This window comes from Egicoccus sp. AB-alg6-2 (genome assembly GCF_041821025.1).
Classification (GTDB): Bacteria; Actinomycetota; Nitriliruptoria; order Nitriliruptorales; family Nitriliruptoraceae; genus Egicoccus.
The window spans coordinates 108,602-134,442 of the sequence record NZ_JBGUAY010000002.1 but is presented as its reverse complement, the minus strand read 5'-3'; the positions used below and the strand labels follow the sequence as shown (position 1 = coordinate 134,442).

At 72.9% G+C, this 25,841-nt stretch carries 31 protein-coding genes; 17 read left to right on the top strand and 14 right to left on the bottom strand.

Features of this window, described 5'->3' with window-relative positions:
• Window positions 1-9: 9 nt before the first annotated feature.
• Both ACERMF_RS03285 and ACERMF_RS03280 read right to left on the bottom strand, forming a co-directional pair.
• Window positions 10-903 carry a diacylglycerol kinase family protein gene (locus ACERMF_RS03285; RefSeq protein ID WP_373667593.1) on the bottom strand — a complete coding sequence of 298 codons (894 nt, stop codon included), beginning with the start codon at window positions 901-903 and terminating at the stop codon, window positions 10-12.
• The gene (locus ACERMF_RS03280) at window positions 900-2,396 is read right to left on the bottom strand and encodes a leucyl aminopeptidase (RefSeq protein WP_373667592.1); all 1,497 of its coding nucleotides are present in this window, start codon (window positions 2,394-2,396) and stop codon (window positions 900-902) included. The genes ACERMF_RS03285 and ACERMF_RS03280 overlap by 4 nt, the downstream gene beginning before the upstream one ends.
• A 93-nt stretch (window positions 2,397-2,489) precedes the next feature.
• Between ACERMF_RS03280 and ACERMF_RS03275 the strand changes: the two genes are divergently transcribed.
• The 3 genes from ACERMF_RS03275 (at window position 2,490) to ACERMF_RS03265 (ending at window position 4,090) form a co-directional block, all read left to right on the top strand.
• The gene (locus tag ACERMF_RS03275; protein ID WP_373667591.1) at window positions 2,490-3,002 is read left to right on the top strand and encodes a hypothetical protein; all 513 of its coding nucleotides are present in this window, start codon (window positions 2,490-2,492) and stop codon (window positions 3,000-3,002) included.
• A 29-nt stretch (window positions 3,003-3,031) separates the two neighbouring features.
• Complete coding sequence (locus tag ACERMF_RS03270) at window positions 3,032-3,445, top strand: thioesterase family protein (protein ID WP_373667590.1); 414 nt, start codon at window positions 3,032-3,034, stop codon at window positions 3,443-3,445.
• A 111-nt stretch (window positions 3,446-3,556) separates the two neighbouring features.
• The gene (locus ACERMF_RS03265) at window positions 3,557-4,090 is read left to right on the top strand and encodes a hypothetical protein (protein ID WP_373667589.1); all 534 of its coding nucleotides are present in this window, start codon (window positions 3,557-3,559) and stop codon (window positions 4,088-4,090) included.
• A 30-nt stretch (window positions 4,091-4,120) separates the two neighbouring features.
• Here ACERMF_RS03265 and ACERMF_RS03260 read toward each other — a convergent pair whose 3' ends face one another.
• Window positions 4,121-4,579: an SRPBCC family protein gene (locus ACERMF_RS03260; protein ID WP_373667588.1), complete on the bottom strand. Its 459-nt coding sequence runs from the start codon at window positions 4,577-4,579 to the stop codon at window positions 4,121-4,123.
• A 146-nt stretch (window positions 4,580-4,725) separates the two neighbouring features.
• Here ACERMF_RS03260 and ACERMF_RS03255 point away from each other — a divergent pair, with 146 nt between their 5' ends.
• On the top strand, window positions 4,726-5,496 hold the full coding sequence (locus tag ACERMF_RS03255; RefSeq protein WP_373667587.1) for an alpha/beta fold hydrolase: 771 nt from the start codon (window positions 4,726-4,728) through the stop codon (window positions 5,494-5,496).
• Here ACERMF_RS03255 and ACERMF_RS03250 read toward each other — a convergent pair.
• Entirely contained in the window at window positions 5,440-5,793 is a 354-nt protein-coding gene (locus tag ACERMF_RS03250) for a hypothetical protein (RefSeq protein WP_373667586.1), read from the bottom strand. The genes ACERMF_RS03255 and ACERMF_RS03250 overlap by 57 nt on opposite strands.
• A 68-nt stretch (window positions 5,794-5,861) precedes the next feature.
• Here ACERMF_RS03250 and ACERMF_RS03245 point away from each other — a divergent pair, with 68 nt between their 5' ends.
• A complete protein-coding gene (locus ACERMF_RS03245; protein WP_373667585.1) occupies window positions 5,862-6,602 on the top strand; it encodes a hypothetical protein in 741 nt (246 codons plus the stop codon).
• Window positions 6,599-7,480, top strand: a complete 882-nt coding sequence (gene folP / locus ACERMF_RS03240; RefSeq protein WP_373667584.1) for a dihydropteroate synthase — start codon at window positions 6,599-6,601, stop codon at window positions 7,478-7,480. Before ACERMF_RS03245 ends, folP begins: the two co-directional genes overlap by 4 nt.
• On the opposite strand, the gene ACERMF_RS03235 is transcribed toward folP, so the two are convergent.
• Entirely contained in the window at window positions 7,477-7,905 is a 429-nt protein-coding gene (locus tag ACERMF_RS03235; RefSeq protein ID WP_373667583.1) for a CoA-binding protein, read from the bottom strand. The genes folP and ACERMF_RS03235 overlap by 4 nt on opposite strands.
• A gap of 77 nt (window positions 7,906-7,982) precedes the next feature.
• On the opposite strand from ACERMF_RS03235, the gene ACERMF_RS03230 reads away from it, so the two are divergent.
• From ACERMF_RS03230 to ACERMF_RS03200, 7 genes are all read left to right on the top strand, one after another.
• Window positions 7,983-8,369, top strand: a complete 387-nt coding sequence (locus tag ACERMF_RS03230; RefSeq protein ID WP_373667582.1) for a ferredoxin — start codon at window positions 7,983-7,985, stop codon at window positions 8,367-8,369.
• 267 nt (window positions 8,370-8,636) lie between these two features.
• Window positions 8,637-9,731: a 4-hydroxyphenylpyruvate dioxygenase gene (gene hppD / locus ACERMF_RS03225; RefSeq protein WP_373667581.1), complete on the top strand. Its 1,095-nt coding sequence runs from the start codon at window positions 8,637-8,639 to the stop codon at window positions 9,729-9,731.
• Window positions 9,732-9,832: 101 nt separating this feature from the next.
• Window positions 9,833-9,997: a hypothetical protein gene (locus tag ACERMF_RS03220; RefSeq protein WP_373667580.1), complete on the top strand. Its 165-nt coding sequence runs from the start codon at window positions 9,833-9,835 to the stop codon at window positions 9,995-9,997.
• Window positions 9,998-10,729, top strand: a complete 732-nt coding sequence (locus ACERMF_RS03215; RefSeq protein ID WP_373667579.1) for a CHAP domain-containing protein — start codon at window positions 9,998-10,000, stop codon at window positions 10,727-10,729.
• A gap of 126 nt (window positions 10,730-10,855) precedes the next feature.
• Entirely contained in the window at window positions 10,856-11,335 is a 480-nt protein-coding gene (locus tag ACERMF_RS03210) for a cytidine/deoxycytidylate deaminase family protein (RefSeq protein WP_373667578.1), read from the top strand.
• Between the two features lie 625 nt (window positions 11,336-11,960).
• Complete coding sequence (locus tag ACERMF_RS03205; RefSeq protein ID WP_373667577.1) at window positions 11,961-13,469, top strand: PLP-dependent aminotransferase family protein; 1,509 nt, start codon at window positions 11,961-11,963, stop codon at window positions 13,467-13,469.
• A 46-nt stretch (window positions 13,470-13,515) separates the two neighbouring features.
• Window positions 13,516-14,214, top strand: a complete 699-nt coding sequence (locus ACERMF_RS03200) for an enoyl-CoA hydratase-related protein (RefSeq protein ID WP_373667576.1) — start codon at window positions 13,516-13,518, stop codon at window positions 14,212-14,214.
• Between the two features lie 31 nt (window positions 14,215-14,245).
• On the opposite strand, the gene ACERMF_RS03195 is transcribed toward ACERMF_RS03200, so the two are convergent.
• From ACERMF_RS03195 to fdxA (ACERMF_RS03185), 3 genes are all read right to left on the bottom strand, one after another.
• Window positions 14,246-14,941: a class I SAM-dependent methyltransferase gene (locus tag ACERMF_RS03195; RefSeq protein WP_373667575.1), complete on the bottom strand. Its 696-nt coding sequence runs from the start codon at window positions 14,939-14,941 to the stop codon at window positions 14,246-14,248.
• Window positions 14,942-14,958: 17 nt separating this feature from the next.
• A complete protein-coding gene (gene fdxA / locus ACERMF_RS03190; RefSeq protein WP_373667574.1) occupies window positions 14,959-15,294 on the bottom strand; it encodes a ferredoxin in 336 nt (111 codons plus the stop codon).
• A gap of 92 nt (window positions 15,295-15,386) precedes the next feature.
• Window positions 15,387-15,710 (bottom strand): ferredoxin, encoded by a 324-nt coding sequence (fdxA, locus tag ACERMF_RS03185; RefSeq protein ID WP_373667573.1) that lies wholly within the window; start codon window positions 15,708-15,710, stop codon window positions 15,387-15,389.
• A 229-nt stretch (window positions 15,711-15,939) separates the two neighbouring features.
• On the opposite strand from fdxA (ACERMF_RS03185), the gene ACERMF_RS03180 reads away from it, so the two are divergent.
• Genes ACERMF_RS03180 through ACERMF_RS03165 form a run of 4 tightly spaced genes read left to right on the top strand, consistent with a single transcriptional unit; the run spans window position 15,940 to window position 20,838 of the window.
• The gene (locus ACERMF_RS03180) at window positions 15,940-18,039 is read left to right on the top strand and encodes an RNA degradosome polyphosphate kinase (RefSeq protein ID WP_373667572.1); all 2,100 of its coding nucleotides are present in this window, start codon (window positions 15,940-15,942) and stop codon (window positions 18,037-18,039) included.
• A gap of 28 nt (window positions 18,040-18,067) precedes the next feature.
• A complete protein-coding gene (locus ACERMF_RS03175; RefSeq protein WP_373667571.1) occupies window positions 18,068-18,532 on the top strand; it encodes a histidine phosphatase family protein in 465 nt (154 codons plus the stop codon).
• Window positions 18,533-18,534: 2 nt separating this feature from the next.
• Window positions 18,535-20,067, top strand: coding sequence for a Ppx/GppA phosphatase family protein (locus tag ACERMF_RS03170; protein WP_373667570.1), 1,533 nt, complete (start codon window positions 18,535-18,537; stop codon window positions 20,065-20,067).
• 21 nt (window positions 20,068-20,088) lie between these two features.
• Window positions 20,089-20,838 (top strand): NUDIX hydrolase, encoded by a 750-nt coding sequence (locus ACERMF_RS03165; RefSeq protein ID WP_373667569.1) that lies wholly within the window; start codon window positions 20,089-20,091, stop codon window positions 20,836-20,838.
• 27 nt (window positions 20,839-20,865) lie between these two features.
• On the opposite strand, the gene ACERMF_RS03160 is transcribed toward ACERMF_RS03165, so the two are convergent.
• Genes ACERMF_RS03160 through ACERMF_RS03135 form a run of 6 tightly spaced genes read right to left on the bottom strand, consistent with a single transcriptional unit; the run spans window position 20,866 to window position 25,789 of the window.
• Entirely contained in the window at window positions 20,866-21,216 is a 351-nt protein-coding gene (locus tag ACERMF_RS03160; protein ID WP_373667568.1) for an MGMT family protein, read from the bottom strand.
• Window positions 21,213-21,845: a maleylpyruvate isomerase N-terminal domain-containing protein gene (locus tag ACERMF_RS03155; RefSeq protein WP_373667567.1), complete on the bottom strand. Its 633-nt coding sequence runs from the start codon at window positions 21,843-21,845 to the stop codon at window positions 21,213-21,215. The genes ACERMF_RS03160 and ACERMF_RS03155 overlap by 4 nt, the downstream gene beginning before the upstream one ends.
• Window positions 21,842-22,213 (bottom strand): nitroreductase/quinone reductase family protein, encoded by a 372-nt coding sequence (locus ACERMF_RS03150; RefSeq protein WP_373667566.1) that lies wholly within the window; start codon window positions 22,211-22,213, stop codon window positions 21,842-21,844. The genes ACERMF_RS03155 and ACERMF_RS03150 overlap by 4 nt, the downstream gene beginning before the upstream one ends.
• 4 nt (window positions 22,214-22,217) lie before the next feature.
• Window positions 22,218-23,180, bottom strand: coding sequence for an endonuclease/exonuclease/phosphatase family protein (locus ACERMF_RS03145; RefSeq protein WP_373667565.1), 963 nt, complete (start codon window positions 23,178-23,180; stop codon window positions 22,218-22,220).
• Between the two features lie 8 nt (window positions 23,181-23,188).
• A complete protein-coding gene (gene pyk / locus ACERMF_RS03140; RefSeq protein ID WP_373667564.1) occupies window positions 23,189-24,625 on the bottom strand; it encodes a pyruvate kinase in 1,437 nt (478 codons plus the stop codon).
• Window positions 24,626-24,679: 54 nt separating this feature from the next.
• A complete protein-coding gene (locus ACERMF_RS03135) occupies window positions 24,680-25,789 on the bottom strand; it encodes a hypothetical protein (RefSeq protein WP_373667563.1) in 1,110 nt (369 codons plus the stop codon).
• Between the last annotated feature and the right edge of the window lie 52 nt (window positions 25,790-25,841).

Below are 25,841 nucleotides of genomic sequence, written 5' to 3'. Positions count from 1 at the left end.
GTTCGATCCTCAGCCCACGAACCGCCAGGCGCCCGGCTCGACCTGCCAGGTCCTCGGCGCGTCGCTCGGCTCACCGAGTTCGCCGTCGACGTCGTCGCGCAGCGCGTCGCCCTGCACACGGACCCGACGCCCACGGAGGAGCAGTACGTCGTCCCGCTCGAGGTGGGTGCCCCGCTGTAGGGCCAGGCCGAAGGCGGTCCGCTCCAACGGGCCCGTCGCGGACACGACCACGACGTCGACGCGGCCGTCCGCCGGGTCGGCGTCGGGCGCCATCCGCGCCCCGCCCCCGAACCCGGTCCCGTTGCAGATCGCGACCATCAGCGCCGGGCCGTCGCTGACCGTCTCGCCGTCGACCTCGACCCGCACGTCGGTGCCCGTCTCGGTGACGCCGGCCAGCAGCGCACCGACCGGGTAGGCGAGGTCGGACAGCGACGCCTTCATCGACTCGGCCCTCGCGGCGGCCGTCGCGCCGAGGCCGAGGTGCAGCGCGTTCACGCAGATCCGTCCACCGTCCTCGGCGAGCAGATCCATCGGTCGGGGGGACGCGGCAGCCAGGTGACGGGCGGCAGCGGCCGGGTCGTCCAGCGGCAGACCGACGGCGCGCGCGAAGTCGTTGCCGGTGCCGAGCGGCAGCAGACCGACCGGGCACGACAACCGGTCGGCAGCATGCAGCCGGCTCACCGCCACGTGCAGCGAGCCGTCGCCGCCGCAGACCACCAGGGTCCGCCCGTCGAGCGCCTCGATGATGCCGTCCACGTCGGCGGGGTCGTGACAGGTGCGCAGCTCGACCGCGCTGCCGGCTTCCTCGAGCACCGCGGCGGCCTCGGCGATCGCCGCGTCCTCGGAGCTGCCCGCGGCATGGTTGACGAGGAGGACGTGACCGGCGTTCGGCGCGGCGTTCACCCGGCCTGCAGCCAGCGGACGAGCGTGCGGACGGGCACGCCCGTGGCGCCCTTGCCCTGGTAGCCGGCGGCCTCGTTGGCCCAGGCGACCCCGGCGATGTCCAGGTGCGCCCACGGGATGCCGTCCGCGACGAACTCGTGGAGGAACAGCCCCGCGAAGATCGTGCCGGCCGCGCGACTGCCCGAGTTGCGCAGGTCGGCGATGGAGCCCTCGAGACGGTCGCCGTACTGTTCGGTGGCCAGCGGCAACTGCCAGAACGGCTCGCCGGTGTGCTTCGCGGCGTCGAGCAGCCGGGACGCGAGATCGTCGTCGGAGGCCATCAGGACCCCGATCTTCTCGCCCAGTGCGACGACCGCGGCGCCCGTCAGCGTCGCGATGTCGACGATCGCGTCCGGCTGCAGTTCGCAGACGTGGACGAGGGCGTCGCCGAGCACGAGGCGACCTTCCGCGTCGGTGTTGATCACCTCGACGGTCTTCCCGCCCTTCATGGTGAGCACGTCGCTGACCCGGGTCGCCGTCCCCGACGGCATGTTCTCGGCCAGGGCGAGCAGACCGGTGACCTTGACCGGCAGGGCCAGCTCGGACGCGGCCCGCACGACCGCGGCCACGGTCGCCGCGCCGGCCATGTCCATCTTCATGGTCTCCATCGACTCGGACGGCTTCAGCGAGATGCCGCCCGTGTCGAAGGTGATGCCCTTGCCGACCAGCGCGACGTGGCGGCCGGCACCCTCCGGCGCGTAGGTGAGCTCGACCAGGCGCGGCGGCTCGGACGAGCCGCGACCGACCCCGAGGATGCCGCCGTAGCCACCGGCCTCCAACGCCTCCTCGTCGAGGATGCGCACGGCCACGTCGGTGCCGGCGAAGGCCTCGGCGACCTGTTGGGCCAACGCCGGCGGGCGCTTGTCCTGCGGCGGGGTGTTCACCAGGTCGCGTGCGTACCGCGCGGCCCGGGCAGCCACCTCGGCGACGGCCACCGCGTCGCGGGCGCCGTCGACCTCGGCCAGGTGAAGCGTCGTGGTCTCGAGGTCGTGCACCGGCGCCTCGGAGCGGTAGGTGCCGAACCGGTAGCTGCCGAGCGAGATGCCCTCGACCACGGCCGCAACCGCATCGGCCGGGTCCGCGTCGGGGAGCGCGGCCGGCAGGTCGGTGGCCAGCGACGGAACCCGCTCCGCGGCGCCCGCGACGGCAGCGGCGGCCCGCCGCAGCCCGTCCGTGGTCAGCCGGTCGGCGGCTCCCAGGCCGACGACGACCACGGTGGATGCGGCAACCGCTCCACGCGTCGGGATGCGAACCACCTCGCCGGCGTTGCCGGAGAAGCCGACCGTCCGCAGTTCGGCGGCCAGGTCGATGCCCAGCGCCTCGCCGAGTGCCGCGGCGCCACCGGCCGGCACGGGCGCGACGGCGTCGCCGTCCCCGTTGCCGGCGTAGGCGGCGACGGCGAGCATGGCGGCCTCGCTGCGGGCGAGGGGGTCGGCGGTGACGTCGACGGGCACGGGGACTCCTTGGCAGCAACGGATGGTTCGACCCGCGCAGGCGGATCGTGAGCGCCGAGCCTAGTGACCGCACGCCGGCCCTACGATGGCGGTATGGACCACGACCCCCCGCCCCGATCCGACCAGGGTGCCCCCGGCTCCGGTGACGGCGCCCCCACCCCGCCGAGCAGCGCCCCCGGCGTCGTCCCGGTCGACCTGCGCGACTACGTCGACTTCTCCGCGGGTGCCGCCACCCGTGTCCGGGTGCTGGCGTCGCCGCAGCTGGCCCTCGACCTGTGGTGCATCGAGCCCCACCAGGCCACGGGGGTGCTGCACGAGCCCGACCGCGACCTCACCTACACCGTGGTCGGCGGCCGGTCCTGGTTCGTCACCGACGAGGGCGAGGTCGGACTCGATCCGATGGGCGCCATGCTCGTGCCCGCCGGCGTCGTGCACGGCATCGACAACCGCGCCCCGGACCCGCTGATCGTCGTCGCCGTCGGCGCACCGCCCGGCGACGAGCCGCCCGCGACCCCCGTGGCGCGCGATGCACGGGCCGTCCGCCACGACGGCGACGGGACGGGTCCGCTGCGACGTACGCTGCACCGGTTGTTCGGCGACACCTAGCCGCCCCACGAGTACAGGACCACGACCACATGCGAGTCGGACCCCCGCGCGGCGCCACGGCCACCCTCGAGGTGACCGTGACCCCGGACATGGCCGCGAGTTTCGACGGGGAACAGGTCCACCCGGTCTACGGCACCGCGGCCCTCGTCGGCCACATGGAGCAGGTGGCGCGCTCGATGCTCGTGCCCCACCTCGAACCCGGCGAGGAGGGCGTCGGCGCCGGACTCGACGTCGTCCACCGCGCACCCGTGCCGATCGGCGAGACCGTCGTGCTCACCGCGACGGTCGCGACCGTCGGCCCGACCAAGCTCGTCTGCGAGGTGCTGGTGCGACACGGCGCCGCGATCGTCGCGCGCGGGTCCGTGGAGCAGCGCGTCGTCGAACTCGACGCGTTCCGCGCCGACGTCGCGGCCCGACGCTCGCGGCCCCAGGCGGCCGTCTGACGCCAACGCGGGCGGTGTGATCGTTCGTCGGTGGCGTCCGGTGGGGGCGACCGCTTCGCTGTGGGTTCGTTCCCACACGCCCTTGCTTCCGACACGAGGACAGCGCCGACGATGCACCACCGCGAACACGCCCTGATCATCCCCGACGAGGACCTCGGGATCGACACCGACCGTGACGGTGGCGCCGGATGGGCGGGCCGCCTGCTGTGGCTCGGCATCGGCACCCTCCTCGGTGCGGTCGCGGCCTACTTCGCCGATCCCGACCGCGGCAACGCCCGTCGCGCCGAGCTGGCCCAGCGGGCCGCCGCCCGTGGCCGCGACCTGCAGGAGCAGGCCGTCGACAGCGGACGCGACGTCGCACAACGGTCGGTCGGTGCGGCCATCGACGCCGTGCCCGAGGTCACCGATCCCTCGGATGCCGTCCTGCTCGAGCGGGTGCGGTCGCAGGCGATCGGCCGCAGCGAGGTCGACACCAGCAAGGTCGTCACGACGGTGCGGGACGGAGGTGTCGTCGAGATCCGCGGCCAGATCGACACGGAGACGCGCCGGCAGGCCCTGCTGCGTGACGTCGCCGACGTCGAGGGCGTGCGCGAGGTCGTCGACCTCACCCACCTCCCCCACGAGTCGTCGCCGACGCGGAGCTGACGCTTTCGACCCGCGTGGCGTCCGGACGCCTCAGACGCGCCCGGACGCGACGTCGCGTTCGACCAGGGCGGCCAGGTTGGCGAGGCTGCGACCGAAGATCCGGCGCAGCACGGGCAGGGCGAGGCGTGACGCGCCGAACTCCCCCAGCCGCCCGAACGGCGGGGTGATCTCCTCCCACCACGTCACGTGCGTGCCGGCATCGTCGGATTCGAGCTCGAACGCTCCCGATCCCGTGATGATCGACCCGAGGTGGGTCACCTCGAGACGGCGAGGCACATCCCAGCCGGTGACGCGCATCACGTCCTGCACGGTCGCGCCGAGCAGGTTGGTCGGACACCGCACCGTCACGCCGAGGCCCTCGCGCTGTGGCGTGAGCACCTCGACCGCCCGGGCGTCGAGCATCCACTGCGGCTGCCGCTCCCAAGTGGTCAGCACCGCCCACACCTGCTCCGGCGTCGCCGCCACCAGCTGGGTCACCTCGAGCCGCACGTCGGTTCCCTCCCACCGCAGCTAGGCTCGGCGCGCCACCGGCGCCCGACCAGGCGCCACGCCCGGCACGGTCCGGGCGCCAGCCAAGCACCCGTTCGGGCGCGCGCCAACGTCGCGGCGACCAGGGTGACGACGAAGGACTTCGCATGTTCGCCGACATCGACGGCAACACCCTCCACTACGTCAGCTACGGCGAGGGTCCGCCCGTCGTCTTCGTCCATGCCCTGGGAGGCAGCGCGAACAGCTGGCACGGGGTCATGCAGGCCATGAAGCAGCACCACCACTGCGTGGCACTGGACCTGCGCGGCCACGGCCGTAGCCAGGGTCGTGGGAAGTTCTCGATCGAGGGCTGGGCCAAGGACGTCCAGAAGCTGATCCGCCACCTCGAACTGCCGGCGGTCACGCTGGTCGGGCACTCGCTCGGCACGCTCGTCGCCCAGCACCTGGCCCAGACCAGCCCCGAGTCCTGCGACCAACTCGTCCTCGTCGGCGGGATCTCCTACTTCCAACCGCCGACGGCCGACGCCTACCGCCAGCGCGCCGACCTCGTGGAGAAGGACGGGCTCGACCCGCTCGTGGACGCCTGGCTCGACGGGGCCGTCTCGCCGCAGAGCCACGCCACACACAGCGGCATGGTGGGCCTCCTGCGGGAACAGTTCCTGCGCAACGAGCCGCAGAGCTACGCCAAGTCGTGTCGCGCCCTCGCCGACGCCCCCAAGATCCGCCGCGACGAGATCGGGCAACCGACCCTGATCGTCACCGGCGCTCACGACCGCTCCACGCCGCTGGCGATGGCCGAGGAGCTCAAGTCGTCGATCCCCGTCAGCCGCGTCAAGGTGCTGCCCGACGTCGGGCACTGGTCACCGGTCGAGTCCCCCGGCGCCGTCGCCGCCGCCATCCTCGAGTTCCTCACGTAACTGTTCCCGCCCGCCACCCCGATCGTCTCGCTCGCTCCGCTCGCTCGTTGCCCCACCCAGCCGATCCCGCCCACCACCCCGATCGTCGTCCCAGGCCTGCGCCGCCGCCGCGAGGTGGGCGTCGACCTCGGCGGGGTCGTAGCCGGGCCACACGTAGCGGAACGTGCGCCGCACCTGCTCGGGGCCGGTCACCGCGGCCACCGATCGCCGCGGCACGACCGGTTCGCGGATCACCAGCAACGCCAGCACCGCCACGGCGACGATCGCGGTGACCGCCACCACCACCCACGTGAGCACCGTCGCTCCTCTGCCGGACCCGGACCGGCAGTATGGCCCGCCGTCGGCCGGCACGAGAGGACCAGGCGTTGAGGCTGTTGGCGTTCCCCGCCCTCGACGAGGCCGAACACGTACCGCGCCTCGCCGCCTTCACGGCGCAGCTCCTCGACCTCGGCGTCGTCGACCGCGCCGTCCTCCTCGACGGGGGTTCCGGCGACGGCACCGCCGAGCGCGCGGCCGAGCACGACCTCGACGTGGTGTCGGCGCCGGCACTCGCCGGACGCCCCGTGACCGGCAAGGGCGACGCGGTCGGCAAGCTGCTGCGGACGACCGAGGCCGAGCAGATCGTGCTGCTCGACGCCGACGTCGAAGGGTTGGGCGTCGCCAGCGTGCGCCGCCTCCTCGACGCCCTGCAGGACGGAGTCGCCCTCGTGAAGGGCGTGTGCCGCCGCCTGGATCCGGCCACCGGCACCGTGCGTTCGGGTCGGGTGAGCGAACTCGTCGCGCGACCGGCACTGGAGCTGCTCGGCAGCGGGCTCGCCGGACTCCGGGACCCGTTGTCGGGCCAGGTCGCGGTCCGCACGGACGCCGTGCGCGAGCTGGTCCTGCACCCCGGGTACGGGCTCGAGCTGTCGATGCTGCTCGGGCTCGAGGCCCGCCACGGTGCGAGCAGCGTCGTCGAGGTCGACCTCGACCCGATCGCGCACCGGCACAAGGACGTCGACGAGCTCGCCGTCGTCGCCCGGGACGTCCTGGCCGTCGCGCTGCACGCCGCCGGCGGCGGTCGGGCACCCTGGCCGACCGCGCCCTCGCCACCGGAGCAGCCGTGAACCCCCGCCTGATGGGCATCGTCAACCTCAACCCCGACTCGTTCTCGAGCACACCGGGCGCCGGGAGCGACGGCCCGGAGGAGGCGATCGCGCACGGCCTGCGCCTGGTCGCCGACGGCGCCGAGGTGATCGACCTCGGGGCCCAAAGCGCGTCACCGAGCACGCCCGTGGTTCCCGCCGAGCAGGAACTGGCCGCCCTCGAGCCGGTCGTGGCGGCCCTGGTGGCCGCCGGGGTCACGGTGAGCGTCGACACCTACAAGCCGGCGGTCGCCGCCGGCGTCGTCGCGGCCGGTGCGACGATCGTGAACGACTACTCGGGCACCGACGACGACACCATCCTGGATGCGGTCGCCGGCACCGACGCCAGGTTCGTGCTCACCCACAACATCGGGCCCGTCAAGCAGCGTCTCACCGACCCCGACCTGTACGACGACGTCGTCGTCGAGGTCGGCGACTGGTTCGCGCGTCGGCTGGAACGGTTCGCCGCACGCGGGATCGATCCCGACCGCGTCGTGCTCGACCCAGGCATCGACCTGTCCAAGACCCCGGCGCAGACGGTCGCGGTGCTCGCCGGGCTCGCGCAGTTGCGCGAGCGGTTCGCCAACACGTTGCTGGTGGCGATCTCGCGCAAGGACTTCATCGGCACCATCGCCCGCGCCGTGCCACACGATCGCGGCCCCGGGACCCTCGCGGCACTCGTCCCGCTCACCGAGGTGCGCGACACCGTCGCGCGCGTGCACGACGTGGCCGCGGCGAAGCAGTTCCTCGACGTGCTCGACGTGCTCCGGGGGCATGCGGTGCTCGACCGCGACGCGTTCCTCGACCCGGCCCTGTACCGCTCCGACGGGCGGGGGCCCGACGTCGATGCCGCCGGTTAGCTCGAGCCGTCGGCGGGCGCGGTGATGCCCCGCACGGCCACCTCGACCGCCAGGCAACGGTCCTCGACGTAGGTCATCCCGGCGTCGTGGGCCGCCTGTCGCGCCGCGTCGGATATCAGGCCGCTCTGCAACCAGATCGCCGGCGCACCGATGTCCACGGCCTCCTCGGCCACCTGCGGCAGGTGCTCGGACCGGCGGAAGACGTCGACGAGGTCGACCGGGCCCTCGATGTCCGACAGCGCGTCCACGGTGGGGATCCCGAGCACCTCGTCGGCCCGCGGGTTGACCGGCACCACCTCGTAGCCCGCCTGCAGAAGTCGACGGATGACGCCATGACTCGGCCGGTCCGGGCGGTCCGAAGCGCCCACCACGGCGATCCGGCGGGTCCGGCGCAACAGGGTCTCGATGGCGGCGTCCTGGGCCATGCGGTGGGGCTCCTCGCTCGACGGCCGCCACAGGCTACGGTGACCGCGACGGTCCAGCGCGACGGGAGGATGCCCGGATGGCACGTGTCGGCATGCCCAGGAAATGGGTCTTCGTGTGCATCAACGAGCGTCCCGAGGAACATCCCCGACCGTCGTGCATCCGCCGCGGGGCCGCCGGGCTGTTCGAGGCCATGCGCGAGGAGACCGGGCGCCAGGGACTGGTCGACATCAAGGTGGTGGCGTCCGGCTGCCTCGAGCCGTGCATGGTCGGACCCACCGTCTACGTGGCACCCGACGACGTCTGGTACGGCGGCGTCACCGTCGAGGACGTCCCCCGGATCGTCGAGGAACACCTCGCCGGCGACCGGCCGGTCGAGTTCCTGCGCATCGGCCGGGAGGAGTTCGAACTCTCCCCCCTGCAGGGCCGCACGGACCTGCCGCCAGGCATGATCCCGCCCGCCTGAACGCGGCGGTCACGTCCGCCCGCCGACCGCTCGCCGTATTGCGATCAGCGCGCCCCGGCCGCCGGTACGACCGCGGAACGCCGGGCGCCGGGGGAGGAATCCGTACCCTGCCTTCCGGCACGTCAACGTCGCCGGTCGGGCGAAACGCCCGGTTCGTCCGGATCGTTGATCGCAGCGTCCCCGGTGCGTGACCCGCGCCACGGTGCAGTGCCGTCCCACAGTCGCGCACGACGTCACCCGTCGTCCGCGAGAGGAGGGAGCCTCGACGTGACCCACCGTGACCTGCCGCTGCTCGGCTACGACGCCATCGAGTACTGGGTCGGCAACGCCAAGCAGGCGGCCCACTTCTACCGCTCGGCCTTCGGTTTCCGCCTCGTCGGCTACGCCGGCCCCGAGACCGGCGTCCGTGACCGCGCTTCGTATGTGCTGCAGCAGGGCGCGATCCGGTTCGTGTTCACCTCGGCGCTGCGCGCCGACCACGAGATCGCCCGCCACGTCACGCGCCACGGCGACGGCATCCGCGATGTCGCCTTCCGCGTGGCCGACGCCGCCGACGCGTTCGAACTCGCGGTCGAGCGGGGAGCCCGCCCGCACGCCCGTCCACGCGTCGACGAGGACGACCACGGCAAGGTGCAGCGCGCCGCCATCCGCACCTACGGCGACACCATCCACACCTTCGTGCAACGTGACGACTACTCGGGCGTGCACCTGCCCGGCTACCGCGAGGTCGCGCACGACCCCGTCGCCGCAGAACTCGGGCTCGCCACCATCGACCACGTGGTCGGCAACGTCGCCTACGGCGAGATGGACACCTGGGCCGAGTTCTACCAGCGCATCCTGGGCTTCTCGCAGCTGCGCCACTTCGGCGAGGACGACATCTCGACCGAGTACTCCGCCCTGATGTCCAAGGTGCTGTGGGACGGCGACGGCCGCATCAAGATGCCGATCAACGAGCCCGCCGAAGGACGCAAGCGGTCCCAGATCGAGGAGTACCTCGACGCCTACGACGGCCCCGGCGTCCAACACCTGGCGCTGACCACCGACGACATCGTGGGCACCGTGCGGGCGATGCAGCGCCGGGGCGTGGGGTTCCTGCCCGTGCCCGACGAGTACTACCTCGACGCCAGGCAACGCGTCGGCGACGTCGGCGAGTCCTGGGACGACCTCGCCGCCCTCGGCATCCTCGTCGACCGCGACGAGGAGGGCTACCTGCTGCAGATCTTCACCGAGCCGGTCCAGGACCGGCCGACGGTCTTCTACGAGATCATCCAGCGGCACGGCTCGCGCGGCTTCGGCGCCGGCAACTTCAAGGCGCTGTTCGAAGCGATCGAACGCGCCCAGGCCCGCCGCGGCAACCTCTGACCCGCTCCGACCGACTCGTCGGGCTCCCGGCGGCGTTCCTTGACGACCGCCGAACCCGAGCGGACATTGATGTGTGGGGCGGGGCGGAGAGGAGGTCGGCGATGAGCGACATCGACCCGGCGGCCGCGGCACACCGCAGGGCGGTCGAGCTCGAGGACTGGGACCGGGTCCGCGAACTCGAGAACGAACTGCTCGAGCCGACGGACAACACCGAACGGCCCGAGGACGGCCCGCAGCCCACGCAGGATCCGGACGGTGACGGCTAAGTGAACGGCTTCACGGCGGCGAGCGTCCTCGAGGTCGCCCGAGCCGAGATCGGCGTCGTCGAGGCCCCCGGCCGCAGAACCAAGTACGGCAAGTGGTACGGCCTGAACGGTCAGCTGTGGTGCGCGATGTTCACGTCCTGGTGCTTCGCGCAGGTCGGCGCCCCGCGCAACGGCATGACCTTCACCGCGTGGACGCCGGGCATCTACGCAGCGGCGAACACGGCGGGCCGCTGGCACACCAGTCCCCGCAGCGGCGACCTGGTCCTCTTCAGCTTCGAGAAGCCCAGCCCGAAGCGGCCACTCGGGATCGCCCACGTCGGCCTCGTCGAGAAGGTCGGGGAGGGCGGGGTCGTCACGACGATCGAGGGCAACACCAACGCGGCCGGCTCCGGAAGCGGTGGCCGCGTGATGCGCAAGAATCGACGTACGAAGATCGCCGGCTTCGCCCGACCGGCCTATCAGGTCGAGGCCCCACGCAAGCTGGGGGACCGCCTCCTCAAGCTGCGCACGCCGCATCTGCACGGCGAGGACGTGCTCGAGTGGCAGCGCGACTTCCTGGTCCCGTGGCGCAAGCAGGCCGGCGGCCCACAGGTCATCGTCCCCAAGGGCAACTTCCTGGAACTCACCGTCGGTGAGACGAAGGCGTTCCAGCGTGCGCTCGGGGTCGACGACGACGGTGAGGTCGGCTCCATCACCTTGCGGGCCGCACGTGCGTGGCGAGCCCGGCAGTGACGAGGAGCGAGCGTCGCTTCGCTCGCTCACCGCCCATGCTCCGGCGACCACCCCGCCTCCGCTCTCCTACCGCACGTCGGGTGGACGGCGCGTCGGGGTAGGCTCCGCGCGTCGTGGGAGGTTGTCGTGGGGCAGCGGGCGTCTTGGGATGAGTACTTCCTCGAGTTGGCGCGGACGACGGCGAGTCGGGCCACCTGCGCGCGACGCAAGCACGGGGCGGTGATCGTCCAGGACCGGCGGATCGTGGCCACGGGCTACAACGGCGGGCCGTCCGGGTTCGGACACTGCGACGAGGGCGCATGTCCGCGGGCCGCCTCCAACGCGCCGCAGGGGCACGACTACGAGCGCTGCATCGCCATCCACGCCGAGGCGAACGCGCTGCTGTACTCCTCCCCCGCCGAACGCAGCGGCGCGACGCTGTACTGCACCGGCGCACCCTGCTTCGGTTGCGCCAAGCTGATCGCCAACTCCGGCCTGGGCGAGGTCGTCGCCGCCGGCGGCCGCTACGACGGCTGGGACGACGTCCGCGACTTCCTCCGCGCCTGCAGCGTCCGCGTCCGCCTCCTCGACGGCCACGAAGGCACCCCCAGCCTCCCCTTCACCTGACCCCCGCCGCAGAAGCAGAGCCCGGTCCGCGGAGAGCGGCGGAGCGACGGGAGAGCGACGGCAAGCGGAGCGGAGCGGCCCGGGGATCGCCGGAGCAGGGGCTGTGAGCGAGCGAAGCGACGCTCACGAGTGGAGCGTGGGTCGGGGCGGAACGCCCCCTGCGCAGGCGATCCCCGGGCCGCGGAGCGGGAGCGGGCCGGCGACCCGAGCGGAGCGGTAGCGCTCCTGAAAAGGACCGGCGAAACGAAGCGTCCCCCCGGTGGGAGAACCGGGGGGACGTCGTGGGCTCGAGCTCGGGGTTCGCGGGATGCGCTGAACTTGGGAGAGGAGAGCATCCGGGCGGTGGGAGAGCCGCCGGGGGGAGAGGTGGCGAACCCGTCGTTGCTCGAGCGGGACGCGAGGTGGCTGGGAGAGGGAGCGTGCCGCCTCGCGTACGTATGAAGTTGTCCGGAGCCGCGCGGTGGGTTCGGCGAAGACCGAGCCCGAGGGCCGCGAAGTGTGTCTCCGGTTGGCCCGGTACTCGATTCGGTGGGAGGCCGAACCGTGCCCTTTGGCCTGGTACGAGGTACGGTACCACGACCGTTCTTCCAGTCCAACCCGGACGACCCTCAGTATTGGACTGCTATTGGATGAGCCAATCCGCGAAAGTGGTCCGCATCTCGCTGGCATCCTCGCCGACACGCTGGGCGGCGAGGGACCGCTGTACCGACAGCTGGCGGACGGGCTCAAGCGCGCGGTCGACCGGGGCGAGATCCCCCTCGGCACCGTGCTCCCTCCCGAGCGGATCCTGGCGCGGTCGCTGACGGTCAGCCGCGCGACGGTGGTGGCCGCCTACGACCGGTTGAAGGCGGAGGGTTGGCTCGAGAGCCGGCAGGGGTCGGGGACCTGGGTCCGCCGTCCGGCCGGCGAGGAGCGGGGGGGCGTCGATGCGGTGGCCACGGCCCGGTTGTTCCTCTCGGACGACCGCGCCGACCAGCGCAGCGGACCGGGCGAGGAACCGGCCCGGTCGGACGAGGACGTGGTGGAGCTGTCGGTCGCCGCCGTGACCGGATCCCCCGGGGTCGTGGCCGTCCTCAGCTCCCTTTCGCCCGAGGACGTCGGCTCGCTGGTCGCCCACCACGGCTACGTGCCCCACGGCCTGCGCGCCCTGCGCGACATCGTCGCGGCGCGGTTCACCGCCGCCGGTCTGCCCTCGACCGACGACCAGATCGTGATCACGACCGGCGCACACCAGGCGATCTCGCTGGTCGCCCGCCAGACGCTGCAGCGCGGGGACGCGGTGCTCGTGGAGAGCCCGACCTTCCCCGGCGCGCTGGACGTCTTCCGCCGGTTCGGTGCGCGGATGGTGCCGTTGCCGGTCGACGAGCATGGCGTGCGCACCGACGTGATCGCCGACCTGGTGGCCCGGACCGAACCGAAGCTGGTCTACCTCTCCCCCAACTTCCACAACCCGACCGGTGCGGTGCTGCCCGAGGACCGGCGTCGGGTCCTGGCCGAGCTCGCCGACACGTCCGGGATCGTCATCGTCGAGGACCTGGCGATGGGCGACGTCGCGCTCGACGACGCGACCCTGCCGCCGCCGATCGCCGGTTTCTCCAACGGCGCGGGGGCCATCCACACGCTCGGTTCGACGGCGAAGCTGTTCTGGGCCGGCGTTCGCGTCGGCTGGGTCCGTTCCCCGACGAGCTGGGCGGTGCGGATGCTGGCGACCAAGACGGTCGCCGACCTCGGCACCCCGCTGCTGAGCCAACTGCTCGCGGTCCGGCTGCTCGAACACGCCGACGACATCCTGGCCGAGCGACGGGCCGAGCTGGTCCCGGCACGTGACCTGCTGTGCGCGCTGCTCGCCGAGCACCTGCCGTCGTGGCAGTGGACCCGGCCTCCGGGCGGTCTGTCGCTGTGGGTGACCCTGCCGTCCGGCAACGCCGAGGAGTTCGCCGAACTGGCCTTGCGGCACGGGGTCTCGGTCGTTCCCGGTCCGGCCCTGTCGGTCGACGAGGGCAACCGGCGCTGCCTGCGGCTGGTGTTCGCCCGTCCCGAACCCCTCCTGCGCGAAGGCGTGCGACGGCTTGCGACGGCGTGGCAGGCCTACGAGCCGCTCGCCTCGCGTGCACCGGCCCGTCTGCTGGTGTGAGTCGCGAGCGGCCTAGGATCAGCGCGCACCGGCGACCGGGAGACGTATGGACATCGGCACCGACCTCGACGACGCGGGCGTCCTGACCCTCACCCTCGACGACGGCAACAAGAACGCGCTCGTCCCCGAGGTGTTCGAGGGCCTGATCGAGGCGCTCGACGAGGCGGCCGACGCGCGCGCGATCGTGCTCGCGGGCCGCGAGGGGATCCTGACCGCCGGCCTCGACGTGAAGTGGATGGCGGCCAACGGCGGCGCCGGCGTCGAGCGGTTGCTCGTGCTGTTCGGGCGTTGCCTGATGCGCCTGTGGACCGAGCCACGTCCGACGGTGTGCGCGGCGACGGGTCACGCCATCGCGGCGGGGACGATGTTCGCGATGGCCTGCGACCACGCCGTGGCGGCCGGGGGCGGCTGGTGGGGGTTGACCGAGACCCAGATCGACTTCGAACTCCCCGAGTTCGGCATCGCCCTGGCGCGCCACAACCTGCGCGGCGACCGACTCGAGGACCTGGTGCTGCCCGGACGGCGGATCGACGCCGCCGCCGCGGTGGAGGCCGGGTTCGCCGACGAACTGGCACCCGCCGACGACGTGGTGACCGTGGCGCGCTCACGTGCGGCGGAGCTGGCCCAACTCCCACCGCGCGCGTACGCGGGCACCAAGCGTCGGCTCCGTCAGGCCGACGCGGACGCGGTGCTGGCAGGCCTGGACGCCGACATCGTCGCGCTGACCGCCCACCTCCCGCACTGAGCCCCCACCGGCAGCCACGGGCTGTCCACCCTCAGGCGGGCCCGGGGCGCCGCATCGTCAGGCGGACCTCCATCACCCCGCGCTCGTCGGGGTCGGGATGCTCGAGGGCGACCCGCTCGAGCCCGGCGGCACGGTAGGCCGCCAGCTCGCTGGGCGACTGGACCCAGGGTGGCCCCTGCCACGTCCGCGACACGGCGTCCGAGCCGGCCACCAGCGTCACGGCGACGACCACGCCTCCCGGGGCGCACAGCGTGCCGACCGCGTGCATGGCCGCGTCACGCACCACCCCGGGCAGGGACTGGACCGTACGGACCTCCACGACGAGGTCGAAGCCGCCGACGAGGTCGTCGGGCAGGTCGAGCAGGTCGGCGACGCGCCACTCGACCGGCGTCCGGCGGAAGCGTTTCTGCGCCCAGGCGACCGCGGTGGGCGCGACGTCGAACGCCACCACCTCGAAGTCGTGCCGAGCCAGTTCGGCGGCGTCGTCACCGAGACCGCAGCCGACCACGACCGCCCGGCGGCCGGGCGGCGCGACGACCGGGTCGTCGAGCCAGTCGACGACGTAGGGGTGGGCGGTCAGCTCGGCCCAGGGCACCGCGCCGGCATCCCCCCGCGCGCGGGCGTAGAGGGGCTCGAACCACCCGGTCGGCCGCCCGGCCTCGAGGTGCTCCTCGACGAGAACCCGTGGATCGGCGGGCGGGGGCTGCCGGCGCAGAAAGCGGGGCACGGACCGCGACCGGCGACTCAGGTCGCGTCTGGGATCTCGTAGGCCGAGACCTTCGGGTGGTCGACGTTGCTGACGCCGACGTTGCTGGCGCCGCCGGGCGAGCCGAGCCCGGTGACGCTGGGCTCGAAGTACTCGGCGTTGATCGGCGTGAACTGCTGCCACTCCGAGGGCACGTCGTCGGCGTAGAAGATGGCCTCGACCGGACATGCCGGCTCGCACGCGCCGCAGTCGATGCACTCCGTGGGGTGGATGTAGAGCATCCGGTCACCCTCGTAGATGCAGTCCACCGGGCACTCCTGCACGCAGGCGGTGTCCTTGACATCCATGCACGGTTCGGCGATGACGTACGTCACGCGGCTCTCCTCGCGAGGTCGACCCCGGGCCCCTCGTCGGGCCACCGAACGAGTCTAACGATCACGCCCGGGATCGAGCCAATGGAGCGCGCTCAGGCGTCCCAGCCGGCCACCGTCGGGTGGTCCTTGTCGACGGCGCCGACGGTCGCCGCACCGCCGGGTGACCCCAGTCCGGTCACGCTGTCGGCGAAGAACTCCGCGTTCACGGGGGTGAACAGCTGCCACTCGTCCGGGACGTCGTCCTCGTAGAAGATGGCCTCGACGGGGCAGACCGGCTCGCAGGCGCCGCAGTCGATGCACTCCTCGGGGTGGATGTAGAGCATCCGCTCACCCTCGTAGATGCAGTCGACGGGGCACTCCTCGACGCAGGCCTTGTCCTTCACGTCGATGCAGGGCTCGGCGATGGTGTACGTCAACGCGGACCTCCTGGGGTGCTCGGGGGCGCACGGTAGGCGCTGGTTCCCGGTCGCGCCCTGCCGCAGCGGGGCCGGTCGACCGAGTGGCGACAACCTAGTGCGCCGCACCCGCCGACCACGACACGGCCAGCGGACACCTCGGTAGGCGAACGGTCACCTTCCCGTCACCTCGGTGACGTAGGTTCCCCGAACCCACCAGGCGCAGGACCGACCGGAGGCGGCAGGTGTCATGACCGACCCACGTCCCGGTACGCCGACGATGTCGATCCTGGCATCGCACCCGCCGGCCGACGACGAGGTGCGCCACCTCAACCGCGAGCTGTCGTGGCTGCAGTTCGACGAGCGCGTCCTGGCGCTGGCGGAGGATCCGACGCTGCCGCTGCTCGAGCGCGCCAAGTTCCTTGCCATCTTCGCCGCGAACCTCGACGAGTTCTACCAGGTGCGCGTGGCGGGCCTGAAGGAGCAGGTGGCGGCCGGCGTGACCGGCTCGGGCGCCGACGGCATGCCCCCGTCGGAGCAGTTGCGGGTGATCGCCGAGATGGCGACGGCGCTCTCCCGTCGCGCGGCCGCGCTGTTCGGCGACGAACTGGTGCCGGCGCTGCGCCAGGCGGGCATCCGGTTCCTGGACGTCGACGACCTCGACGCGGCCGACCGACGCCACCTGGCGCAGGTCTTCGATGACCAGATCTTCCCCGTGCTGACGCCCCTGGCGGTCGATCCGGCCCATCCCTTCCCCTACCTGTCCAACCTTTCGCTCAACCTCGCCGTGATCGTGCAGGACCACGAGCACGGGGAGCAGCGGTTCGCGCGCATCAAGGTCCCGCCGCTGCTCCCCCGCTTCGTCGCCCTCCCCGACGGCGAACGGTTCGTCCCGCTCGAGCAGTTGATCGCGTCGCAGCTCGGGCGGCTCTTCGCGGGACTCGAGGTCGTCGAGCACCACGTGTTCCGCGTCACCCGCAACGCCGACTTCGAGATCGAGGAGGACGAGGCCGACGACCTGCTGCTGGCGATCGAGAGCGAGCTGACCCGTCGCCGGTTCGGCAGCCTGGTGCGGCTCGAGGTCGAACCGGGCATGTCCGAGGCCGTCCAGCGCCTGCTGCTGCGCGAACTCGAGATCACCCCCGCCGAGATGATCGCCCTGCCGGGGCCGCTCGACCTGTCCGGCCTCGACACCTTGTACGCACTCGACCGCCCCGACCTCAAGCATCCGACGCTGGCGTCGGTCACCCAGCCGCGCCTGGCGGCGGCGACGGGCGGCGAGCACCCGGACCTGTTCGCCGCCCTGCGTGAGGGCGACGTGCTGGTACAGCATCCCTACGACTCGTTCACGACCTCGGTGCGGGCCTTCCTCGAGGCGGCAGCCACCGATCCGCAGGTGCTGGCGATCAAGATCACGCTGTACCGCACCTCCGGACGCGACAGCCCGATCTCGCGGGCCCTGCTCGACGCCGCCGAGGCGGGCAAGCAGGTCGTCGCCCTCGTCGAGCTCAAGGCACGCTTCGACGAGGAGGCCAACATCGCGTGGGCGCGCGCGCTGGAGGAAGCCGGCGTGCACGTCGCCTACGGCGTGGTCGGGCTCAAGACGCACACCAAGATCTGCCTGGTCGTGCGCCAGGAGGGGGACCGCGTCCGTCGCTACGCCCACATCGGCACCGGCAACTACAACGACCGCACGGCCCGGATCTACGAGGATCTGGGCCTGCTGACCGCGGACCCCGACATCGGCGCCGACCTCAGCGACCTGTTCAACGTCCTGACCGGCTATTCGCGCCAGGCCGAGTACCGCAAGCTGATCGTGGCGCCCGCCACCTACCGGCAGCGGATGCTCGAACTGATCGAACGCGAGGCGCAGGCGGAGGACGGCCACGTCGTGGCCAAGATGAACAGCCTGGTGGACTCCCGGATCATCGAGGCGCTGTATGCCGCCTCACAGGCCGGCACACGGATCGACCTGATCGTTCGCGGCGTGTGCTGTCTGCGCCCGGAGGTCCCGGGCATGTCGGACAACGTCCGCGTCCGCTCGATCGTCGGACGGTTCCTCGAGCATTCGCGCATCTTCCGGTTCGGCAGCGCCGACCGGGGCCTCGACTACGTGATCGGTTCCGGCGACTGGATGCCCCGCAACCTCGATCGCCGCGTCGAAGCGCTGGTGCCGATCGAGGACCCGGCGCTGCAGGAGCGCCTCGAGGAGATCCTGCAGACCTGCCTGGACGACGACCGGCTCGCCTGGCGGCTGCGGCCCGACAGCGCCTGGGAACGGGTGGCGCCGGCCGCCGGGGTGGACACCCACGAGGTGCTCCAGCAGCGCGCCCGCAGCCGGCTGCGGTAGAAACGTCCCGGAACCGAAAGGCCTGTGCGTGCCCCTGCTCCTGCTCCGCCACGTCGACGCGGGCGAGCGCGGCGACTACACCGGCGACGACCGGCGACGTCCCGTCTCCGAGCGCGGGAGCCGCCAGGCCGCCGCGCTGATCGACGCCTATGCCGGGCTGCCCGTCGAACGGGTCCTGTCGAGTCCCTACACCCGCTGTGTCGACAGCGTCTCGCCGCTCGCGGCGGCACGCGGACTCGACGTCGAGGAGGAGGAGGCTCTGGCGGAGGGCACGCCGCTCGACGTCGTGCACGGTCTGCTGCGGCGCCTCGAGGGTCGCGACGTCGTGCTGTGCTCGCACGGGGACGTGATCGGCGCGCTGGTACAGGACCTGCAGGTGCGCGGGGTCGACGTCGACGGCGCGGGCGGCCCGCGGTGGCAGAAGGGCAGCACGTGGGTGCTCGAGGGCGACCTCCGAACCCCCGCCGTCCGCTACCTGCCACCCCCGGCGTAGCGATGCGCGCCGCCGTCCTCGACCTCGGCAGCAACTCCTTCCACGTGCTGGTCGCCGACGTCGCCGACGGCCGGGTCGTCCCCGTCATGCGACAGCGCGAGATGCTCCACCTCGGCGCGGTGGTGGCGAGGCACGGCGACGTCCCCGCCGACGCCCTGGCCACGGCGGCCGCCACCGCCGGCCACCTCGCCGACCTCGCGCACCGCAGCGGTGCCGAGCAGCTGACCGCGGTGGCGACGGCGGCGATCCGCGATGCCGGCAACGGGGCCGAGGTCCTGCGCGCGATGGAGGCGGCCACCGGGGTGGCGGTGCAGGTCCTGCCCGGCCTCGAGGAGGCGAGGCTGTCCTACCTCGGGGTGCGTTCGGCGGTCGCCGTCGACGCCGAGCCGCTGCTGGTCCTCGACCTCGGCGGCGGTTCGCTGGAGCTGGCGGTCGGCCGGGGCGCCGAGGTCGGCTGGTCGGCGTCGACGCCCCTCGGCGCGAGCCGCCTGAGCGCGCTGCTCGAGCACGACCCACCCCGTGACGCCGACCTGCGGCACCTGCGGGCGGCCGTCGCCGACGCGCTGGACCCCCTCGTCGCCGAGGTCGCCGCACACGCACCAGCCGGGGTGGTCGCGGTGGGCGGCACCGTCCGGGCGTTGGCACGGGTGCTCGCCGCGGACGACGGTCGCTGGCTGCCCGCCGACACGGTGACCAACCAGTTCACCATGGCGGTCGACGCCCTGCGCCGCATGCGTGACCGGCTGCTCGAACTCGACGATGCCGGACGACTGGACGTGCCCGCGATGAAGGACAGCCGCGCCGACCACATCCACGTCGCCGCGGTGGTCCTGGTCGAGGTGTTCGATCGGCTCGGGATCACGCAGGCGACGGTCGCCGACGCGGGGCTGCGCGAGGGCATCCTCCTCGACGCCGCCGCGGCCGAGGTCGTCTCTGCCTCCCGGTTGCGCGAGCGCGAGATCGAGCGGGTCGCGACCACCTTCCTCGCCGCCGACGACGCCCACCCCGAACACGTCGCCACCCTGGCGGGGCTGCTCTTCGACGAACTCGTCGACCTGCACGCGCTGGGCGACGACGACCGCGAGCTGCTGCAGCACGCCGCACGCCTGCACACCATCGGCGAGGCGCTGGCGCTCCGCCGCTCGCACCGTCACGGGGCCTACCTGCTGGAGCACGCCGAGCTGCGGGGCTTCGCGCCGGCCGAGGTGGCGGCCCTCACCACGATGGTGCGCTTCCACGGCGCGCGCGGCCTCGACGGCAAGTTCCCGCCGGCCGCCGGCCTGGACCCGGCGCGCCGTGGACGCGTCGAGCGGCTGTTGACGTTGCTGCAGCTCGCCGACGTGCTCGACGCGGCGCGCGACCAGGCGGTCCACGACGTGCACGCCGACGACGACGGGCGACGCGTGACCGTCGCCGTGGCCGGCGACCCCCACCTGGCCGCGTCCGACGTGGAGCGCCGCGCGGGGTGGTTCCGGCGGGTGTACGACCGCGACATCCGGCTCGTCGACGCCGAGACCGGCGACGAACTCGTGTGAGCCCTGCGTTACGGTCGGGGCATGACCGATCCACCCCGCCCCCGATCCGGCCTGCGCGCCCACTACGTCCGGCGCGTGACCCCCGACGACGTGGGCTCGCGTGTCTCCGTCCGTCACCTGGTGCCCGATCCCGACCGGGGCCCGACGCCGACCGACGTCGTGGGACGGCTGCTGGTGATGGACGACGACGTCCTGCTGCTCGTCGACCGCGATGGTCAGCTCGTGGTCGTCGACGCGACGGCGGTGGTGGCCTCGCGCGTCGTGCCGCCGCATCCGCGACTGCCGCCCGAACCGGAGGGGGTCGGGACGCAGGAGCGGCCCCTGGTCCGCCGGGCGGCTCGGGTCGTGCTGCTCGACCCGCTCGAGCGTGTGCTGCTGGTCGCGCACGCGCCGTCCTCGACCCGCCGCGTGTGGACCGCTCCCGGGGGCGGGCTGACGCCCGGTGAGACCCACGAGGAGGCGGCCGTGCGCGAACTACGCGAAGAACTCGGACTCATGCCCGAACTCGGACCCTGGATCTGGCGCCGACGGGTGCAGTTCCCGTTCCGGGGCGTGTGGCTCGACCAGGACGAACGGTGGTTCCTGGCCCGGGCCGAGGTGGACGTGGCCGCCGCGCCGCTGGACGACCTCGGCGCCGTCGAGGCCCGCTGGTGGACCCTCGAGGAGCTGTCGACGACCCGCGAACTGCTCGCCCCGTCGGCGCTGCCCGAGCACCTGGTCGCCCTGCGCGCCGAGGGCCTGCCACCCGAGCCCGTCGACGTCGGCCACTGACGGAAACCGCACCGGGGCGTGCTTGGCCTACCGGAGGGTCGGCGCGACGTGGCGGCCGTCGTCGACCTCGACCCCCTCGGCGCGCAGCAGTGGTATCTGCACGTCGGCATGCGTGCGGTAGACCCGCCCGGTCGAGGGGATCACGCGCCACCACGGCAGGCCGGGAACCCGTCGCAGGACGTTGGCGACGGCCTGCGCGCTCCCGGGTCGGCCGATCTCCGCGGCGACGTCGGCATAGGTCACGACCTCGCCCGGTGCCAGGTCGCGCACGAGGGCCACGACGGCCTGCTGGAACGGGGTGAGCCGGTCCGGCGGGTCGGGGTGCCCGCCCGGCGGCAGCGGGGGCGCGTCCGCGGCGTGCCGGTCGGGCGGTGTCACAGGGCGCGGACGGCGTCGGGGTGTCGTTCGCGACGCGCCAACGAGCGGACGACGTCGAGCCCGCCGAGCCGACGGGCCGCGAGGCGCGCCAGCGTCGCGGCGACGACCTCGTAGGCATCCTCGGCAACGGCCGGCGGCTCGAGGTCGACGCTCACCGCCAGGTCGTCGAGGTGCACGACCAGTTCGACGAGGCGGGTCCGCAGGTAGTCGCCGACCTGCAGCGTCACGCCGTCGAGCACCGTGACCGTGGCCGCCACCGTCTCCGGCGACAGGCGCTCGGCCAGGCTCCGGTGCGCCTCGGTGAACGCGGCGTGCACCGCCTGCGGTCCGGCGTCGGCCGACGCGGTGGCGCGCTCGCGGACCGCGCGGTGGAACGCGCTCGCCACCGGGTCGTGGTCGCCGAGCACGGCCAGGAAGTAGCCGACGGCATCGGTGGAGGCCGGTACGTCCGTCGTGGCGGTGTCGAGGTAGACCGCGACCGTCAGCAGCGCCCGCGACAGGTGGGCGGCCAGGCCACCGACCGTGTAGCCCGTCAGGGCGCTGTCCTCGTGCCATCGGCGGGCGACGGCGTCGTCGCCGAGGAGGTGCCCGGCCACCCCGGCCGTCGCGAGGAAGGTGGGGACGATCACGGTTCCAGCTTCCGGGTCAGCACCAGCGTCGCGACCGTGGCGTTGCGCATCCACGGTTCGACGCGGTCCTTGCCGGGCGGGTCGTACTTGTCGTGGAAGGCGCGCAGCGCCTCTTCGCGGCGTGGGTCGTCGGGCGGCAGGAACGAGGCGCGACCGAGCCAGCCCTGCCCGTCGATGCGCAGGACACCCTGTTCCTCGTGCTGCAGGTTGAGGCACCACTGCGTCAGCCCACCCGAGCCCGACATCAGGTACACACCGCCCTCGGCGGGCACGAACCACAACTCGGCCGTGTGCCGCCTGGCGGTGACCCGCCCCTGCGTCGACAGCAGGCAGTAGTGCTCGTCGAGCAGCTCTGCCGGCACGTCCACCGTGTCATCCCTCCTGTGTCGGGAAGGCGAGGTCGACGACGACCGGCCGATGGTCCGAGCCGCGCGCCTCGTCGACCCAGGCTGCGACCGGGTCGAGGTCGCGCACCAGTATCCAGTCGATCCGCACGAGCGCAGGGACCCGACGGTCGGCCGGCCAGGTGAACCCCATCCCTTCGCCGACTTCGCGCTGGGGGTCGCGGAAGCCGGCCGCGGTCAGGCGCCGGTAGGCGACCGAGCGCTCGTTGGAGTTGAGGTCGCCCGCGACCACCACCGGGGTGCCGGGCGACAACGCCGCGAGCGCGTTGCCGATCTCGGCCCGGCGCACGTCGCCCTCGAGCTCGAGCCGCTCGAGGATCGACGCGCCACAGGTCGGGCAGGGCGAGATCAGATGGGCCGGCACGACCTGCAGCGGGCGGCCGTCCACGTCGATCGTGACCACGAACGTCGTGCGCGACACCTGCGACGCCTCGTCGACGAGACGGACGTCGGTGATGGGATGACGCGACCACACGCCGACACCACCGACGCCGGGGCTCTGCTCGACGTGGTGGTAGGGCAGGTCCCCGGCCAGTGCCAGCTCGAGTGCCTGCTGACGGGGCGGGAACACCTCCTGCAGCACGAGCACGTCCGGATCGGTCTCCTCGACGAGGTCCAGGACGTGCTGTTCGCCCTCGGCGTGGACGAACGTGTTGAAGTTGGCCACGCGCAGGTCCGCCGCCGCCTCGACCGGTCCACCGGTGAACGCGCTGCCGTAGGCCCACAGCCACAACAGGCCCGGTACCGCGAACAGCGCCAACGCTCGGCCGTCGCGCCGCAGCAGCGCCACGAGCATCAGCCCGAGGGCCGGCACGGTCCACCAGAACGTGGCCAGGTTCGCCAGCGCCGTCCACGGCGTGTCGCCCACGGCGAGCCACAGCACGAGCATGACCACGGTGAGCAGCGCGTGGAGGGCGGCGATCGTCCGCAACCCGCTGGTCAGTCGGGTGCCTGGCCGAGGCGGTGGACCATCACGCGGTTGGTACCACCGTGCCCACCGGGGATCCCCGACACGATCACGACGGTGTCGCCGCGCACCCCGTAGCCCTTCTCCAGGCAGACCTCCTCGGCCGCCAGGATCAGGTCACGGGAGTGGTCCTTCATCGGCACCACCGTTCCGGTCGTGCCCCACATCAGCGCCAACCGCCGCACGGTCGCGTGCTCGGTGGTCAGCCCGATGACCGGCTGGGTCGGCCGGAACTTCGAGACCAGCTGCACCGACCTGCCGGAGAAGCTGAACACCAGGATCGCGGTGGCGTCGACGTCGTCGGCGACCTGCTTCGCCGCCTTGGCGACCACGCGCCCGAGCACCTGGCCCGTCATCGGAGGGACGGTGTGGATGCGCTCGGGAGCCGACTCGGCGACCTCGATGATGCGTGCCATCGTGCGGACCGCCTCGACGGGGAAGCGGCCGGCGGCGGTCTCGCCCGAGAGCATCACGGCGTCGGTGCCGTCGAAGATGGCGTTGGCGACGTCGGACGCCTCGGCGCGGGTCGGCCTCGGGTTGCGGATCATCGAGTCGAGCATCTCGGTGGCCGTGATCACCGGCTTGCTGTAGCGGTTGGCGAGGTCGATCATCTGCTTCTGGATGGCGGGCACCTTCTCGGGACCCACCTCGACACCGAGGTCGCCGCGGGCGACCATGACCGCGTCGGTCTCCTTGATGATGTCCTCGAGGTTGTCGACCGCCTCGGGACGCTCAAGCTTCGCCACGATCGGTTGCTCGCCGCCCAGGCTGCGCACGAGGTCGCGGATCTCGCGGACGTCCTCGGGACGGCGCACGAACGACAGCGCGATCCAGTCGACGCCGATCTCGACCATGGTCTGGACGTCTTCGCGGTCCTTGTCGGTCAGCGACTTCGCCGAAACCGCGACGCCGGGCAGGTTGACGCCCTTTCGCGACTTGGCCGGCCCCCCCGAGACGACGCGGGCGTGGACCCGGTCACCGTCGACGCGCGAGACCACCAGGCGCAGCAGGCCGTCGTCCATGAGGATCAGGGCACCGGGCTCGACGTCCTCGGCGAGGTGCTCGTACACCACGGGCAGGACCGGGACACCGTCGCGCTCCTCGTAGCGGTCGAGCGTCTCGACCCCGGTGACGAGCACGACCTCGCCACCGTCCTCGAGCACCACGCCGTCGTCGGGCACCATCCCGAGCCGGATCTTCGGGCCCTGCAGGTCGCCGAGACTGCCCACGTTCCGCCCGACCTCGGCCGCGACGGCATGGATGCGGTCGAGCCGGCGCTTGTGGTCCTCCTTGGTGCCGTGGGAGAAGTTCAGCCGGACCACGTCGACGCCCGCGGCGATGGCCGCGCGCAGGCGGTCGGGGTCGTCGAGCGCAGGACCCAGTGTTGCGACGATCTTGGCACGACGCACGAGAGCCTCAGGTGCTTGGGAGCGGAAGTGGAAGGGCGCATCGTAGAGCGCCGACTACGCCCCGTCGTCGTCGTCCTCGACCGGCGGGTCCCCGGTGCCCTCCCGCCCGGCGTCGCGATCGGACGCGCCGGGATCCTCGTCCGCCGTCGCGGGTGGCGGCACCGCGCCCGGCGCGGCATCGCGGCGACCGTCCCGGAGCTCGGTGATGACGGTGTCCAGCGCACCGCGATCGGCGCCGGCGCCGACGGTCACGACGAAGACGTCGTCGGCGAGCCCGACCGAGTCGCGGACGTCGGTCTCGTCGTCGGCGAACCGCGCGACGACCGGCCCCAGGACCAACTCCCACCGGATCGTCCAGGCCAGCACGCTGGACGCCTCGAACTGTCGGCCCGCCAGCGCGGTCATCGGGCCCGCCAACAGCAGGCCCGCCTCGTGGGCCGTCGCCAGCAACTCGCTCGGCTGCCAGCCCACGTCGAGGATCAGGACGCGCGCCTCCGCCGCGATGGCCTCCTCGACGGCGGTGCGCGCCGCCTCGGCCGACTGGGGGAACCACTCGAGCAGGACCGTGTCCCCCACGCCCGCACGGACGCCCGCACGGAACCGCTGGGTGCCGAGACGGTCGGGAGCCACGACGAGAGCAACCGGGCCGTCGTCGACGGCCCCGGCGGCCGCGGCCCCCGCCACGTGTCCGAGCTCCTCGAAGCGGACGTCGACGACCCGCACGTTCTCGGGGCGCTCGACCCCTGCGCCCGGCACGGCACAGAACGTCCGCTCGGGATGGCGGGACGCGAGCTGGTTGGCGACCCGGATGACGTCGGCGCCGACCAGGCAGACCAGCTCGGTGCCACGGTCGACGAGCAAGCGCGCGAGGTCGCCGACGAACTCGGGGCCGTCGGGCGTGACGGGCCGCAGCTGGGTCACCTCGTCGGGCAGCATCGACTGCAGGGGACGCATGGCCGCCGCGAGCTGGGCCGACTGCGGATCGTTGGGGCCCGACGCCGGCGGCAGGACGATCCCGGCGCGCAGGCCCGCCGGGCCGGTCGGCGCCACCGAGGGTTCGGGCGCCGGCGTCGGCGCCGGTGCCGGCTGTTCGGACGTGCAGGCCAGCATGGCGACCAGCACGAGCAGGGCGAGCACCGCCCGGCCGCGGGGTCGCGACGACATCGGCCCTCCTGGTGGCTCGGGCCCGGACGGGGCGGCCACGGCGCTCGGCGGG

Bases quoted from the DNA above. Each gene is read 5' to 3' on its own strand.
- ACERMF_RS03235 (WP_373667583.1), bottom strand. From the start codon at position 7,905: ATGGCCCAGGACGCCGCCATCGAGACCCTGTTGCGCCGGACCCGCCGG.
- ACERMF_RS03275 (WP_373667591.1), top strand. From the start codon at position 2,490: ATGGACCACGACCCCCCGCCCCGATCCGACCAGGGTGCCCCCGGCTCC.
- ACERMF_RS03230 (WP_373667582.1), top strand. From the start codon at position 7,983: ATGGCACGTGTCGGCATGCCCAGGAAATGGGTCTTCGTGTGCATCAAC.
- ACERMF_RS03170 (WP_373667570.1), top strand. From the start codon at position 18,535: ATGCGCGCCGCCGTCCTCGACCTCGGCAGCAACTCCTTCCACGTGCTG.
- ACERMF_RS03270 (WP_373667590.1), top strand. From the start codon at position 3,032: ATGCGAGTCGGACCCCCGCGCGGCGCCACGGCCACCCTCGAGGTGACC.
- ACERMF_RS03135 (WP_373667563.1), bottom strand. From the start codon at position 25,789: ATGTCGTCGCGACCCCGCGGCCGGGCGGTGCTCGCCCTGCTCGTGCTG.
- ACERMF_RS03220 (WP_373667580.1), top strand. From the start codon at position 9,833: ATGAGCGACATCGACCCGGCGGCCGCGGCACACCGCAGGGCGGTCGAG.
- ACERMF_RS03180 (WP_373667572.1), top strand. From the start codon at position 15,940: ATGACCGACCCACGTCCCGGTACGCCGACGATGTCGATCCTGGCATCG.
- ACERMF_RS03200 (WP_373667576.1), top strand. From the start codon at position 13,516: ATGGACATCGGCACCGACCTCGACGACGCGGGCGTCCTGACCCTCACC.
- ACERMF_RS03165 (WP_373667569.1), top strand. From the start codon at position 20,089: ATGACCGATCCACCCCGCCCCCGATCCGGCCTGCGCGCCCACTACGTC.
- ACERMF_RS03265 (WP_373667589.1), top strand. From the start codon at position 3,557: ATGCACCACCGCGAACACGCCCTGATCATCCCCGACGAGGACCTCGGG.
- ACERMF_RS03255 (WP_373667587.1), top strand. From the start codon at position 4,726: ATGTTCGCCGACATCGACGGCAACACCCTCCACTACGTCAGCTACGGC.